We start from the raw sequence: 14,739 nt of genomic DNA, 5'->3' as shown, positions 1-14,739 counted from the left end.
GATGCGCGGCAAAATGAAGTCTGTCGCACCACCAAGCCAGACGATGCAGCGCGTGAAGGTCGGCATGGTCGGCCTCGCCGCGGTCGTCCTCCTGATCGGGCTCGCCAGCGCGATCTTCAGCTCTGCCAACCGCGAGCGGCCGATCACTGCCGCGGGTGCGCCGCAGGCGGCGGTCGTTGCCAACATGACCGTCGTCAATTCGACGCAGGCGGCCGATCCGGCCAACGAACCGCTCGCCGAACTGGGTGTCGCGCCCAGTGCCGCCGAATCGAATGCGGCGAAGGAGCCGGCACAATGATCGCGGATGTCGAACCGGCATTGTCGGGGAAATCCGGGGACGGTGCAACGAGTCGCACCAGAAGCATGCATTTCGGATTTTCTTCGACCGGAACCTAGGTGGAACACGGCCGACCGCTGTCGCAAGGGCGCAACGCTTTCCCGCCAGACTGATCCCGTTTCCCCGTTTCTCCCCGAATTTCCCTTTTCATCCCCGAGGTCTGTTGATACCAATCAACTGACAGAGGGGCAGGACCACTGTTTTTTGTCGAGGGCGGCAACCGGGGGCAGTGGGAACTGCTTTTCGGAACGGGGAGGTCTTGCGCGCCTTGTGCGAGGTGGGCGTGTCGGAACGGGTGAATTATCTTGGAAAGGGGGTTGGCCTTGTCGATGACAAGGGCCGCGTCGCCATTCCAAACACCCTGCGCGCCGCGCTGGCACAGAATGCGCCGCGCCCCGATGGCAAGGATGGCGGGACCGTGCTGGTCGGCGTCCACCCCGATTTTCCCTGCCTGATCGCGCACGATCGCGGCTATCTCGATTTCGCCAAATCGCAGCTGATTCAGCGCCAGGCCGAGGCCAATGCGGCGATCGGATCAGCCGCCTATTACGCCCCCCGCATGCGCGGCGCATCGGTAGAGCCGGTGCCGTTCGACGGCAGCGGCCGCTTCATCCTGCCCGCGGCCGAGCGCGAACTTGCCGGAATCAGCGACATCGCCTTCTTCCTGGGCGATTACGAGAGCTTCATGATCTGGGACCCGCGTGCGCTGGTGGCACACGACGGCGTCGACGAGATGGTGAAGCGGCATGCGACCATCATGTGCCGCGACAAGGGGATCACGCTGTGAGCGCCCCCATCGCCGACGCTGCTGTCCCCGAGACGCCGCACATCCCTGTCCTGCTCGACGAGGTGATCGAGGCGCTGGCGCCGGCGGCGGGCGAGACGATGGTCGATGCGACGTTCGGCGCCGGCGGCTATAGCCGCGCGCTACTCGACCGGGGCGCGCGCGTGTTCGCGTTCGACCGCGATCCCGACGCGATCGCCAACGGGCGCGCGCTGGAGGCTGCCGAGGCGGGGCTGACGCTCGTCCCCACCGAATTCTCGCGGCTCGATCGCGAACTGGCGGCGATCGGCGTCGATGCGGTCGACGGCGTGACGATGGATATCGGCGTGTCATCGATGCATCTCGATCAGGCGGCGCGCGGCTTCTCGTTCCAACAGGACGGCCCGCTCGACATGCGGATGAGCCAGGCGGGCGAGAGCGCGGCGGATTTCCTCAACACCGCCGACGAAGCCGAGATCGCCGACGTGCTGTGGCGCTACGGCGACGAGCCCAAGTCGCGCCGCGTGGCGCGTGCGATCGTCGCCGCGCGGCCGCTGACGACGACGGGCGATCTGGCGCGCGTCGTGCGCAAGGCGCTGGGGCACCGGCCGCACGACAAGAAGGATCCGGCTACGCGCGCGTTCCAGGCGATCCGCATCCATGTGAATCGCGAGCTGGAGGAGCTGGCCGCGGGCCTTGAGGCGGCCGAGCGCGTGCTGGCGCCGGGCGGACGGCTGGCGGTGGTGAGCTTCCACTCGCTGGAAGATCGCATGGTGAAGCGCTTCCTGCGCGAGCGCAGCGGCGCGACGCCGGCGGGATCGCGGCATCGCCCGGCAGCCGTCGCCGCGCGCGCGGCGACGTTCGAGATTACGGCCCGCGCGGTGCGCGCGGGCGCGGCGGAGGTGGCGCGCAATCCGCGCGCGCGCTCCGCGACCTTGCGGACCGCGCGTCGCACCGATGCGCCGGCGTGGCGGGGCGACGACAGACAGGCAGGCATGGCGGGCGGGCCGGCGAGTGGAGACGAGTAGATGACGGCGGCGTATCGATTAAAGGGACTTGGGTGGTTCGGCGGCGTGGTGATCGTGTCGCTGAGCTTCTATCTCGTCAGCCTGCAGGTGGCGGCCGAGCGCAAGCGACTGGCGCAGGTGGATGCCAAGATCAGCGCGGCCGAGCGCGACATCCGCGCGCTGGAGACCGAGTTCGACGTGCGCGCCAATCTGGCGCAGCTCGAGCGGTGGAACGGTGACACGCTGGCGCTGGTGGCGCCGACCGCAGGTCAGTTCGTGCGCGACGAGGGGCAGCTGGCGGCGATCAGCTTCCGCCCCGGCCAGCCAGGCTTCGGCGCGGGCGAGGGCGACGTGCGCACCGCGCAGCTGATCGTGCCGTCGCGGCTCGGCGACGTCGTGCCGACCGCCCCCGCCGTGATCGACGAGGCGCCCGCCGCTGCGCCCGCCACGCTGGTGAAGGTTGCCGCGCGTACGCCCGCGCCGCGGCCGACCAGCGTGCGCGTCGCAATGCCGGTGACGCAGCCGCGCGCGCAGGAGCAGCTCGGCCGCGTGGCTGCGATCAAGGCGGTAGCGATGGTGAGCGCGCCGCCCGCCGCGTCGATCCGCAAGGCGCGCGCGGTGGCGATGCTCGACAAGTCGCTGCTGAGCGACACGACGCTGGGCGATCTGCTGAGCGGCGCGCGCTCCGAGACGAGCCGGCTTCGTTGAGCACGCTCGCCGCCCGGCAGGCCGCGCGCCCGATGCGCGCCAACGAGCAGCGCCAAGCGCTGCTCGCGACGCAGCACCAGCGGCTGATGATGCTGATGCTGCTGTTCGGCGCGGGCGTGCTGCTGATCATCGGGCGGCTGGCGATGCTGGCGCTCGATGCCGGGCCGCGGCGGGTGGCAGCGATCGCGACCGCGCCGCGCGGCGATATCGTCGATCGCAACGGCCAGCAGCTGGCGCGCACGATCGATGCGTGGACGATCGGGGTGCACCCGGCGAAACTGCTGGGCGACCGCAACGAAATCGCCAAGCGGCTGGCGGACCTGATGCCCGATACGGGTGATCAGGCCTATTTCTATCGCATGATCACCCGGCCGGTGAATTTCACCTACCTCAACCGTCGCGCGTCGCCCGCGCTGGTGCAGGCGGTGAACGCGATCGGCGAGCCTGGCATCGTGTTCGAGCGCGAGACGCAGCGGCTGTATCCGCAGTCGACGATGGCGGCGCACGTGCTGGGCTATATCGGCACGACGCAGAAGGACCCGACGGTGCACGGCCGGCTGGGGATGGAGCGCGCGCTCGACGAGCGGCTGACCAATCCGGCGCTGTCGGGAACGCCGGTGGCGCTGTCGATCGACAGCCGCGTCCAGGCGGCGATGGAGAGCGAGCTCGGCCGCGCGATGGCGGAGATGCAGGCGCGCGCTGCGGCGGGCGTGGTGCTCGACGTCGATACCGGAGAGGTGATCTCGATGGTGTCGCTGCCGCTGTTCAACCCCAATCGCGTCGGCATGGCGGGCAGCGAACAGCTGCGCAACACGGTGACGCAGAGCGTGTACGAGCTGGGATCGGCGTTCAAGCCGATCGCGATGGCGACCGCGATCGACACCGGCGTCGTTACCGACATGTCGCGCCGCTTCGATGCGACCGCGCCGCTGCAGGTCGGCCGGTTCAAGATCAAGGACGACCACGCGCAGAACCGCTGGCTCAACATTCCGGAAACGCTGATCCATTCGTCCAACATCGCGACAGCGCGGATCGCCGACGAGATCGGCGCGGCGCGGATGCAGGCGATGTTCCGCAAGATGGGCTTCGATACCAAACCCGATATCGAGCTGATCGAGAAGGGTCGACCGCTGTGGCCGCATTACTGGGCGCGCACCACGGTGATGACGACCGCCTACGGCCACGGTATCGCGGTGACGCCGCTGCATCTCGCCAACGCTTATGCCACGCTGGTCAACGGCGGGATCTGGCGCCCGACGACGCTGTTGAAGGTGGCGCCGGGCCATGCGCCCAAGGGCCGGCGCGTGATCAAGGAGACGACGAGCGTGCGGTTGCGCCAGCTGCTGCGGCTGATCGTAACCGACGGTACGGGGCGCAAGGCGGAGGCGCCGGGCTATCGCGTCGGCGGCAAGACCGGCACCGCCGAAGCGGCCGAGGCCGGCGGCTATGCGCGCAACCGCAACGTGTCGACCTTTGCCGCTGCTTTCCCGATGGATGCGCCGCGCTACGTGGTGCTGACGATGATGGACAGCCCGAAGCGGGTAGAGGCGAATTCGTTCCAGACGACCGCGGCCTATACCGCCGCGCCCGTCGTCAGCCGGGTGATCAGCCGCACCGGCGCGATGCTGGGGGTGATCCCCGATGCGCAGCGCGACATCGACATGCGCGACCTGCAGGGGCTGCTGTGGCACGCGCCGGGCGACAAGAAGGTCGAAGGCGAATGAAGCTCGGCGCGATGATCGGCGGCGATGCCGACGCGAGCGTCACCGGCTTCGCGATCGATCACCGCAAGGTGGCGCCGGGGACGATCTTCGGCGCGTTCGAGGGTGCGCGCGTCAATGGCGAGGATTTCATCCCGGCGGCGATCGCGGCTGGTGCGATCGCTGTGGTCGCGCGGCGCGGCGCGACCGTCGAGGGCGCGGTGCATATCGTGTCCGACAATCCGCGCGCGCGCTTCGCCGATCTCGCCGCGCAATTCTTCGCGCCGTTTCCCGCGACCTGCGTTGCGGTGACGGGGACCAACGGCAAGACCTCCACCGTCGAGCTGACGCGGCAATTGTGGAACATGGCCGGCGAGCACGCAGCGTCGATCGGGACGCTGGGGGTCACTACCAGCGACGAGCGCGTGACGACCGGGCTGACGACGCCCGACGTCGTCACTTTCCTGTCGAACGTCGCGGGGCTGGCGCGTGAGGGCGTAACTCACCTTGCGTTCGAGGCATCGAGCCACGGGCTGACGCAATACCGCACCGAGGGGCTGCGCGTATCGGCGGCGGCGTTCACCAACCTCAGCCGCGACCACCTCGACTATCACGGCGACATGGCGGCTTATTTCACCGCCAAGCTGCGGCTGTTCTCCGAAGTGCTCGCCGATGATGGTACCGCGGTGGTGTGGGCGGACGATCCGCAGTCCGAACGCGTGATCGATCTGGCGCGACAGCGGCGCAACCGGCTGCTGACGGTGGGCGAGCATGGCGACGACCTGCGCCTGGTATCGCGCGATCCGACGCTGCTCGGGCAAGGGCTGGTGATCGCCGCCGAGGGCCGCGAGCATCGCGTGACGCTGCCGCTGATCGGCGCGTATCAGGCGGCGAACGCGCTGGTCGCGGCGGGGCTGGTGATCGCGACCGGCGGCGATGTGGCGCAGACGATCGCCGGGCTCGCGCGGTTGCAGCCCGTCAGAGGTCGGCTGGAGCGCGCCGTCATCACCGCGAGCGGCGCGCCGGTCTACGTCGATTACGCGCACACACCCGACGCGCTGGAGGCGGCGATCGCGGCGCTGCGCCCGCACGTCACCGGGCGGTTGATCCTGGTGTTCGGCGCCGGCGGCGACCGCGACCAGGGCAAGCGCGAGCCGATGGGCGCGGTCGCCGCGGCGCTGGCCGATGTGGCGATCGTTACCGACGACAATCCGCGCAGCGAGCAGTCCGCCGCGATCCGCGCCGATATCCTGAAAGGCGCACCGAGCGCGATCGAGCACGGTGACCGGCGCGGCGCGATCCGGTTGGCGATCAGCCAGGCCGGGGCGGACGATATCGTGTTGATCGCGGGCAAGGGACACGAGCAGGGGCAGATCGTCGGCGATCTCGTCCTGCCGTTCGACGATGTAAGCGTAGCCAGGGAGGTTGCAGGTGAAGCGTAAGTTCGTTGTTCCATCCAAGCCCGCGGTGAGCGACGCCGACAAGAAGCCGCGCGAGCGGCGCACGCTCGGCCTGCGCTACGAGCTGGTGACGGGCGACAGCGTCAGCGGGCTGCGTTGAGCGGCGACGCGCGCCGCGACGACAGCCCGATCGGGCGCGGACGCGCGCGATGAAGCGGCGATCCATCGATTGGCGCGCGACCGGCGCGCCGCGGATGCTATAGGGCCGCATGGACACGCTCTGGACCTCGGACGGCATCGCGGCCGCCACCGGTGGCACCGCATCGGCAGGCTTTTCCGCCGGCGGCGTCGCGTTCGATTCGCGCGAGGTGGGCGCGGGCGACCTGTTCGTCGCGCTGTCGGGCGAGGCGACCGACGGCCATCGCTTCATCGACCAGGCGTTCGCGCAAGGGGCCGCGGGCGCGATCGTTGCTGCCGACACGGCGCATCCGGCGGTGCGCGTTGCGGATACGTTTGCGGCGCTGGAGGATCTCGCCCGCGCGGCGCGCGTGCGTACCGATGCGCGGATCATCGGAGTGACCGGATCGGTCGGCAAGACATCGACCAAGGAGGCACTGTTCGCGGCGCTCGATCGCGGCGCGCGCGGCGTGACGCATCGGTCGGTCAAGAGCTACAACAACCACACCGGCGTGCCGCTGAGCCTAGCGCGGATGCCGGCGGCGACGCGCTTCGGCGTGTTCGAGATGGGGATGAACCACCCCGGCGAGCTCGCGCATCTGACGACGCTGGTGCGCCCGCACGTTGCGATCGTGACGGCGATCGCACCGGCGCATACCGAATTCTTCCCCAACGAGAGCGCGATTGCCGACGCCAAGGGGGAAATCTTTCGGGGGTTGGAGGCGCCGGACGGGGGTCGGGGCGGCGTCGCGATCGTGCCCTATGACAGCCCGCATCGCGACCGGCTGATCGCCGCGGCCGCGCCCTATGCTGAAAAGATCGTGACGTTCGGCCTGTCGCGTGGGGCGGACGTGCGTCCGATCGAGACGATGCCGGTGAAAACCGGCGGTACGTTCGTCACCGCGCGCGTCGGCGCACGCGAGTTGAGCTTCACGATCGCGCAGCCGGGCCAGCATTGGGTATCGAACGCGCTGGCGGTGATCGCCGCGGTCGATGCGGTGGGCGGCGACCTTGGCCTCGCCGGGCTGGCGCTGGGCGAGCTCGGCGGGCTTGCAGGACGCGGCGCGCGGCAGATGGTGCGGGTGGCTGGCGGCGAGGCGCTGGTGATCGACGAGAGCTACAACGCCAACCCTGCGTCGATGGCGGCGACGCTCGCGGTGCTCGCCGGCGAGCCCGGCCGGCACGTCGCCGTGCTGGGCGAGATGCGGGAACTGGGCGCGAGCTCGGCCGACTATCACGCCGGGCTCGCCGCGCCGATCGTGGCAGCACGCGTTGAAGCGGCGCTGCTCGTCGGCGAAGCGATGGCGCCGCTCGCCCAGGCGCTTGAGGGACGGACCGATTTCGTCCATGTGCCCGGCGCTGCGGCGGCGCTGGAGGTTCTTCCGGGAATGCTCGCGCCGGGTGACGCGGTGCTCGTCAAGGGATCGAACGGGGTCGGGCTGTCGCGGGTCGTCGCGGCGCTCGCTGGGGGCATGTTTTAGTGTTGTACTGGATCGCCGAGCAGCTCGGGTTTCCCGGCGGGCTGAACCTCATCCGCTACCTGTCGTTCCGTGCCGGAGCGGCGGTGGCGACGGCGCTGCTGATCGGCCTCGTCATCGGCCCCAAGTTCATCGGCTGGCTGCGCGTGCGGCAGGGCAAGGGGCAGCCGATCCGCGCCGACGGGCCGCAGACGCACCTTGCCAAGCGCGGCACGCCGACGATGGGCGGGCTGATGATCCTGACCAGCCTGGCGCTGTCGATCCTGCTGTGGATGGACCTGAAGAACCCGTTCGTCTGGGCGTGCCTGTTCGTGACGCTGGGCTTCGGCGCGATCGGCTTCCTCGACGATTACGACAAGGTGCGTAAGGCGAGCACGGCGGGCGTCTCCGGCCGGACGCGGTTGCTGCTCGAATTCGCGATCGCGGGGATCGCGGCGTGGATCGTCAGCTACGAGAACGGGACGGGGCTGTTCCTGCCGTTCACCAACCGCACCTATATCGAGCTAGGCCTGTTCTATCCGATCTTCGCCGCCTTCACGATCGTGGCGTTCGGCAATGCGGTGAACCTGACCGACGGGCTCGACGGGCTGGCAACGATGCCGGTGATCATCGCCAGCGTCGCGTTCATGCTGATCGTGTACCTCGCGGGCAACGTGAAGTTCGCCGACTATCTCGGCATCCCGCACGTGCCGCGCGCGGGCGACCTCGCGATCTTCTGTGGCGCGATGATCGGCGCTGGGCTTGCCTTCCTGTGGTACAATGCGCCGCCGGCGGCGGTGTTCATGGGCGATACCGGCAGCCTCGCGCTGGGCGGCGCGCTGGGCACGATCGCCGTCGTCGCGCACCACGAGATCGTGCTGGGGATCATCGGCGGGCTGTTCGTGGTCGAGGCGATGAGCGTCATCATCCAGGTGTTCTGGTACAAAAGGACGGGCAAGCGCGTGTTCCGCATGGCACCGATCCACCACCATTTCGAACAGCTGGGCTGGAGCGAGCCGACCGTCGTGATCCGCTTCTGGATCATCAGCCTGGTGCTGGCGCTCGCCGGCCTGTCGACGTTGAAGCTGCGGTGATCACGTCGCCCGCCTGGTCCGGCAAGCGGTATGCGGTGCTCGGCCTCGCGCGCTCGGGGCTCGCGACCGTGCGCGCGCTGGCGGCGGCGGGCGCGCACGTCGTTGCGTGGGATAGCAATGTTGAGGCGCGCGAGCGGGCCGAAGAGATCGACGGCGTCATCGTTCACGACCTTGCGACGCTGAACCTTGCGGGCGCGGCGGGGCTGGTCGTTTCGCCCGGCGTCCCGCTCAACACGCATCCGCTGGTGGCGCAGGCACACGCGGCAGGCGTGCCGATCGTCGGCGATATCGAGCTGTTCGCGGAGGCGCGTGTTACGCTGCCGCCGCACAAGGTGGTGGGCATCACTGGCACCAACGGCAAGTCGACGACGACGGCGCTGGTCGCGCACATCCTGCAGACGGCGGGCGTGCCGGTGCTGATGGGCGGCAATATCGGGCTGCCGATCCTTGGGCAGGAGCCGCTGGCGGCGGGCGGGGTCTATGTGCTCGAGCTGTCGAGTTACCAAATCGATCTGACGCGCAGCCTCGACTGCGACGTGGCGGTGCTGCTGAACATCACGCCCGATCACCTCGACCGCTACGACGGGTTCGAGGGCTATGCCGCATCCAAGGCGCGGCTGTTCGCGATGCAGTCGCCGGCGCACGAGGCGGTGATCGGGATCGGCGACGCGGCGTCGGCGGGGATCGCGCGCAGCCTGTCGGCGCGCGGCGAGCATCTGACCAAGATCGCGCCGGGCGTATGCATGGACCAGCGCGGCTGGCCGGCGCTGCAGGGGCCGCACAATGCGCAGAACGCGCTGGCGGCGATCGCGGTGGCGCAGGCACTGGGCGTCGGCGAGGCGGACATTGATCGTGGATTGGCGAGCTTCGGCGGACTGCCGCACCGGATGGAAAAGGTCGCCGAAGTGAACGGCGTCACCTTCGTCGACGACAGCAAGGCGACCAATCCGGAGAGCAGCGCACCCGCGCTCGCTGCGTTCGATCGCGTGCACTGGATCGTCGGCGGGCGGGCGAAGGGCGACGATCTCGACGCCTGCGTGCCGACGCTCGCCCATGTCGTGCGCGCCTATACGATCGGCGAGGCCGGCGCGGTTTTCGCGCGTGCGCTGGACGGCAAGGTGGCGGTGGAGGAAGCGGGGACGCTGGCCGCCGCGGTCGCCAGCGCAGCGCGCCAGGCGCAGCCGGGGGACACGGTGCTGCTGTCACCGGCGGCGGCTTCGTTTGACCAGTTCCGCGATTACGAGCATCGCGGGCAGGCATTTCGTGAAGCGGTAGGGGGGCTGGCTTGAACGACATGTCGACCAGGGCGGGGTTCCGCGGACGGCTGAAGGAACGCGGCGGGCGCGGCGATCGATCGCCGCTGGGCACGTGGTTCTGGGATACCGACCGCGTGCTGCTGCTGCTGACCTTTGCGCTGATCGCGGTCGGGCTGCTCGCGGTTGCCGCGGCATCGCCGGCGAGCGCGGTGCGCTATTCCGGCGAGCAGCTGAAGATCGCGCCGCTCTATTATTTCTGGCGGCAGGTGATGTGGGTGGCGGTGTCGCTGCCGGTGATGATCGGCATCTCGATGCTGCCGGCCAACGTGGCGCGGCGCGCGGCGGTTATCGGCGCGGCGGGCTTTGGCGCGATGCTGGTGCTGGTGCTGATCCCGGGCGTCGGCGTCGAGGTGAACGGGGCGAAGCGCTGGCTTGGCGTCAGCATCGCGCAGTTCCAGCCGTCCGAATTCCTGAAGCCGTGCTTCATCGTCACGGTGGCGTGGCTGCTGTCGCTGCGATCGAAGGAGGATGGGCTACCGCTGACCGCGATCACCTTTGCGATGACCGCAACGGTGGCAGGGCTGCTGATGTTGCAGCCCGATTTCGGCCAGACGATCGTCTTCTCGACGGTCTGGATGGTGCTGCTGATGATCGCGGGGACGCCGATCCGCACGCTGGCGGCGTTCTTCGCGATGGCGCCGGTGGGGGTTGGCGCGGCGTACCTATTCTACGGCACGGCGCGCGCACGGATCGACGCGTTCCTGTTCCGCGATCCCAACGAGGCGGAAGGCGCGCATTTCCAGACCGATGCGGCACACGCGACGCTGACGTCGGGCGGCTGGACCGGCACGGGGCCGGGTGCGGGCACGGTGAAGTTCGGTCTGCCCGAGGCGCATACCGACTATATCTTTTCCGTCATCGGCGAAGAATTTGGGCTGATCGCGTGCATGGTGATCGCGGTACTGTTCCTGGCGATCGTGGTGCGCGTGTTCGTCAAGATGCTCGACGAGCAGGACAGCTTCAAGCTGCTGGCCGCATCGGGGCTCGCGACGCAGTTCGGCGTGCAGGCGATGGTGTCGATGGCGGTCAATACCGGCCTTGCGCCATCGAAGGGAATGACGTTGCCGTTCATCAGTTACGGTGGCTCGTCGATGATCGCGCTATCGATCGGGATGGGGCTGCTGCTCGCCTTCACGCGGCGCAATCCGTTCCTGCTGCGCAGCCCGTACGTGACGCGCTGGGGCGCGGCGCAGTGACGCGCGCCCGGCATTTCGTGCTCGCGGCGGGCGGGACCGGTGGGCACATGGTGCCGGCCGCCGCACTGGCCGAGGAACTGATGCGGCGCGGGCACCGCGTGGCGCTGGTCAGCGACGCGCGCGGCGTGCGCTTCCCGGGGCTGTTCCAGGGGGTGCAGACGCACGTGCTGCCCGCCGGGCGCTTCTCCGGCGGGCCGATCGGCTGGGCGAAGGCCGCGCGCGAGATGTGGCGCGGTCGCGCGATGGCACGGCAATTGTACCGCACGTTCAAGCCGGCGGCGGTGATCGGCTTCGGCGGCTATCCCGCCTTTCCGGCGCTCGCGGCGGCGTTCGCGGAGAAGATCCCGACCGCGGTGCACGAGCAGAATGCGGTGCTTGGCCGGGTCAATCGCCTGGTCGCCGGGCGCGTCGACGCGATCGCCACCTCCTATGCCACGACCGAGCGGCTGAAGCCGGGCTATGCGGCGAAGGCGCACCATGTCGGCAATCCGGTGCGCGACAGCATCCTCGCACTGCGCACGCAGGCTTATCCGCTGCTGGAAGAGGACGGCATCTTCCGCGTGCTGGTGACGGGCGGATCGCAGGGCGCGAGCGTGCTGTCGAAGGTGGTGCCTGAGGGGCTGGCGATGCTGCCCGTCGCGTTCCGCCGGAGGTTGCAAGTAACGCACCAGGCGCGGATCGAGGATATCGACGCGGCGCGCGCCAAATATGCCAAGCTCGATATCGCGGCGACGCTGGCGACGTATCTGCCCGATCTGCCCGAGGAGCTTGGCTGGGCGCATCTGGTGATCGCGCGCGCGGGCGCGTCGACGATTTCGGAACTGACCGCAGCCGGGCGGCCGGCGATCCTGGTACCGCTGCCCGGCGCGACGGACGATCACCAGACCGCGAACGCGCGCGAGATTACCGCGGCGGGCGGCGCGCGGACGATCGCGCAGACGGCCTTTACGCCAGCGGAGCTCGCCAAGCAGATGCAGAAGCTGGGGCTCGATCCCGCGGCTCTCGAGAATGCCGCCGGGCGAGCGCGCGGCTGTGGCAAGCCCAATGCGGCGATCGATCTCGCCGATCTGGTCGAGAGCCTCGACGCGCCGCGTGCCAAGCTGCCGGTCGGCGTCGCGCGGCGCAAGGAGGCGTTCGCGTGAAAGGCCCTTCGACAAGCTCAGGACAGGCGACACCTTTCATCGGAGAAAGCCGATGAAAGGTGTCGCGACCGATATCGGGACGATCCATTTCGTCGGTATCGGCGGGATCGGCATGTCCGGTATCGCGGAGGTGATGCACAATCTCGGCTACGCGGTGCAGGGCTCCGACGTTGCCGAGGGCTATGTCATCGAGGGGCTGCGCAAGCGCGGCATCGCGGTGACGATCGGGCACGAGGCGGCGAACGTCGACGGGGCGGCGGTGGTCGTCACGTCGACCGCGGTGAAGCGCGGCAACCCCGAGGTGGAGGCGGCGCTCAACGCGCGTATCCCAGTGGTGCGGCGCGCGGAGATGCTGGCCGAGCTGATGCGGCTCAAATCGACTGTCGCGGTGGCGGGTACGCACGGCAAGACGACGACGACGTCGATGGTCGCCGCGCTGCTCGACGCGGGCGGGGTCGACCCGACGGTGATCAACGGCGGGATCATCAACAGCTACGGATCGAACGCGCGGCTCGGCACCAGCGACTGGATGGTGGTGGAGGCGGACGAGAGCGACGGCAGCTTCCTGCGGCTCGACGGCACGATCGCGGTCGTCACCAACATCGATCCCGAGCATCTCGACCATTACGGCAGCTTCGAGCGCGCCAAGGACGCGTACGTCGAATTCGTCGAGAACGTGCCGTTCTACGGCGCGGCGCTGCTGTGCCTCGACCATCCTGAGGTGCAGGCGCTGATCCCACGCGTGCGCGATCGGCGCATCGTGACCTACGGCTTCGCGGCGAGTGCCGACGTGCGCGGCGTCAACGTCAGCCCTTATCCCGGCGGCAACCGGTTCGAAGCGATCATCCGCGGACGCGACGGGGCGACGCGCTCGATCGAGGAGATCGACCTGCCGATGCCGGGGCGGCACAATGTGCAGAACGCGCTGGCGGCGATCGGCGTGGCGCTCGAGCTCGGCATCGACGACGCGACGATCCAGCGCGGGTTCCAGAAGTTCGACGGCGTCAAGCGGCGCTTCACCAAGGTGGGCGAAGTGGCGCTCGACGGCGGGGTGGCGACGGTGATCGACGATTACGGCCACCATCCGGTCGAGATTCGCGCGGTGCTGGCGGCGGCGCGCGAGAGTGCGCAGGGACGGGTGATCGCGGTAGTGCAGCCGCACCGCTACTCGCGGCTCGGCAACCTGATGGAGGATTTCCAGGGCGCGTTCAACGACGCCGACGCGGTGTACGTGACGCCGGTTTATGCCGCGGGCGAGGCGCCCGTCGCGGGCGTCGACGCCGACGCGCTGGTCGAGGGGCTGCGTCGGCGCGGGCATCGCGCGGCCGAGGCGGTGACCGACGCCGCGGCACTTGCCGACGTGCTGGCCGGCGACCTGCGCGCGGGCGACCAGGTGGTGTGCTTGGGCGCTGGCGACATCACCAAATGGGCCGCCGGCTTGGCGCCCGCGATCGAGGCGGCGCGGCAATGAGCAACAGCGCGCAAACGGGCGCCTCGTCGATTGAGGAGCGGGAAGGGGAGCAGGGCGGTGCCCTTTCGCCGGCGTCCACTCCGACGCGCCTGCGGCAGAATGCGCCGCTGGCACCGCTCGTCTGGTTCAAGAGCGGCGGCGCGGCGGATTTCCTGCTTGAGCCGGGCTCGGTCGACGATCTCTCCAAGTTCCTCGCCAACCTCGATCCGGCGGTGCCGGTGATGGCGCTTGGCCTGGGTTCCAACCTGATCGTGCGCGACGGCGGGGTACGCGGGATCGTCGTACGGCTGGGCAAGTCGTTCGCGACGGTCGAGCGGATCGACGCGACGACGCTGCGCTGCGGCGGCGGGGCGAGCGGCATCCTGGTATCGTCGACGGCGCGCGACGCGGGGATCGCGGGGCTTGAGTTTCTTCGCTCGATCCCCGGCACGGTTGGCGGGTTCGTGCGGATGAACGGCGGCGCCTACGGACGCGAGACGGCCGATGTGCTGGTCGACTGCGACGTGGTGCTGAGGAGCGGCGAGCGGCAGACGTTGACGGCAAGCGACCTCGGCTACACCTATCGCCACTCGGCGCTGCCCGATGACGCGATCGTCGTCGCCGCGACCTTTCGCGGCACGCCCGGCGATCGTGCGGCGATCCAGGCCGAGATGGACCGGATCGCGGCGAGCCGCGAAGCTTCGCAGCCACTGCGCTCGAAGACCGGCGGATCGACGTTCAAGAACCCGCCGGAACACAAGGCATGGCAGCTGGTCGATGCGGCCGGTTGCCGGGGCCTGCGGCGCGGCGACGCGCAGGTCAGCGAGAAGCACACCAATTTCCTCCTCAACCTCGGTAGCGCGACGAGCGCGGATATCGAGGCGCTGGGCGAGGAGGTGCGCGCGCGGGTGAAGGCGGAGAGCGGGGTGACGCTCGAGTGGGAAATTCAGCGGGTCGGAGTGGCGTCGTGAGTGCTGATCGTGCGGCCGTGG

14 protein-coding genes are annotated in these 14,739 nt (G+C 69.4%); all 14 read left to right on the top strand.

The window, feature by feature from the left end; translation table 11 throughout:
* Positions 1-13 precede the first annotated feature (13 nt).
* The 14 genes from F1C10_RS07790 (at position 14) to murB (ending at position 14,718) form a co-directional block, all read left to right on the top strand.
* Positions 14-298, top strand: a complete 285-nt coding sequence (locus F1C10_RS07790) for a hypothetical protein (RefSeq protein WP_258043128.1) — start codon at positions 14-16, stop codon at positions 296-298.
* A gap of 322 nt (positions 299-620) precedes the next feature.
* On the top strand, positions 621-1,124 hold the full coding sequence (locus F1C10_RS07785; protein WP_185209917.1) for a division/cell wall cluster transcriptional repressor MraZ: 504 nt from the start codon (positions 621-623) through the stop codon (positions 1,122-1,124).
* Entirely contained in the window at positions 1,121-2,128 is a 1,008-nt protein-coding gene (rsmH, locus tag F1C10_RS07780) for a 16S rRNA (cytosine(1402)-N(4))-methyltransferase RsmH (protein ID WP_374939375.1), read from the top strand. Before F1C10_RS07785 ends, rsmH begins: the two co-directional genes overlap by 4 nt.
* Positions 2,129-2,815, top strand: a complete 687-nt coding sequence (locus F1C10_RS07775) for a hypothetical protein (RefSeq protein ID WP_185209916.1) — start codon at positions 2,129-2,131, stop codon at positions 2,813-2,815. It abuts the gene before it with no gap.
* Positions 2,812-4,539: a peptidoglycan D,D-transpeptidase FtsI family protein gene (locus tag F1C10_RS07770; protein WP_374939374.1), complete on the top strand. Its 1,728-nt coding sequence runs from the start codon at positions 2,812-2,814 to the stop codon at positions 4,537-4,539. Before F1C10_RS07775 ends, F1C10_RS07770 begins: the two co-directional genes overlap by 4 nt.
* Entirely contained in the window at positions 4,536-5,957 is a 1,422-nt protein-coding gene (locus F1C10_RS07765) for a UDP-N-acetylmuramoyl-L-alanyl-D-glutamate--2,6-diaminopimelate ligase (protein WP_185209915.1), read from the top strand. Before F1C10_RS07770 ends, F1C10_RS07765 begins: the two co-directional genes overlap by 4 nt.
* Positions 5,947-6,075: a hypothetical protein gene (locus tag F1C10_RS16680; RefSeq protein WP_256926567.1), complete on the top strand. Its 129-nt coding sequence runs from the start codon at positions 5,947-5,949 to the stop codon at positions 6,073-6,075. The genes F1C10_RS07765 and F1C10_RS16680 overlap by 11 nt, the downstream gene beginning before the upstream one ends.
* Before the next feature lie 109 nt (positions 6,076-6,184).
* Positions 6,185-7,573 (top strand): UDP-N-acetylmuramoyl-tripeptide--D-alanyl-D-alanine ligase, encoded by a 1,389-nt coding sequence (gene murF / locus F1C10_RS07760; protein ID WP_185209914.1) that lies wholly within the window; start codon positions 6,185-6,187, stop codon positions 7,571-7,573.
* The gene (gene mraY, locus F1C10_RS07755; protein ID WP_185209913.1) at positions 7,573-8,643 is read left to right on the top strand and encodes a phospho-N-acetylmuramoyl-pentapeptide-transferase; all 1,071 of its coding nucleotides are present in this window, start codon (positions 7,573-7,575) and stop codon (positions 8,641-8,643) included. Before murF ends, mraY begins: the two co-directional genes overlap by 1 nt.
* A complete protein-coding gene (murD, locus tag F1C10_RS07750; RefSeq protein ID WP_185209912.1) occupies positions 8,640-9,932 on the top strand; it encodes a UDP-N-acetylmuramoyl-L-alanine--D-glutamate ligase in 1,293 nt (430 codons plus the stop codon). Before mraY ends, murD begins: the two co-directional genes overlap by 4 nt.
* A 5-nt stretch (positions 9,933-9,937) precedes the next feature.
* Complete coding sequence (locus F1C10_RS07745; RefSeq protein ID WP_185210140.1) at positions 9,938-11,155, top strand: putative peptidoglycan glycosyltransferase FtsW; 1,218 nt, start codon at positions 9,938-9,940, stop codon at positions 11,153-11,155.
* A gap of 47 nt (positions 11,156-11,202) precedes the next feature.
* Positions 11,203-12,297, top strand: coding sequence for a UDP-N-acetylglucosamine--N-acetylmuramyl-(pentapeptide) pyrophosphoryl-undecaprenol N-acetylglucosamine transferase (locus tag F1C10_RS07740; RefSeq protein ID WP_374939378.1), 1,095 nt, complete (start codon positions 11,203-11,205; stop codon positions 12,295-12,297).
* Between the two features lie 52 nt (positions 12,298-12,349).
* Positions 12,350-13,768, top strand: a complete 1,419-nt coding sequence (murC, locus tag F1C10_RS07735; RefSeq protein ID WP_185209910.1) for a UDP-N-acetylmuramate--L-alanine ligase — start codon at positions 12,350-12,352, stop codon at positions 13,766-13,768.
* A complete protein-coding gene (gene murB / locus F1C10_RS07730; RefSeq protein ID WP_185209909.1) occupies positions 13,765-14,718 on the top strand; it encodes a UDP-N-acetylmuramate dehydrogenase in 954 nt (317 codons plus the stop codon). Before murC ends, murB begins: the two co-directional genes overlap by 4 nt.
* Positions 14,719-14,739: the final 21 nt, after the last annotated feature.

Source organism: Sphingomonas sp. NBWT7, assembly GCF_014217605.1.
Classification (GTDB): domain Bacteria; phylum Pseudomonadota; class Alphaproteobacteria; order Sphingomonadales; family Sphingomonadaceae; genus Sphingomonas.
Note: the sequence above shows the minus strand (reverse complement) of the source record. Positions and strands in the feature narration are given on the sequence as shown.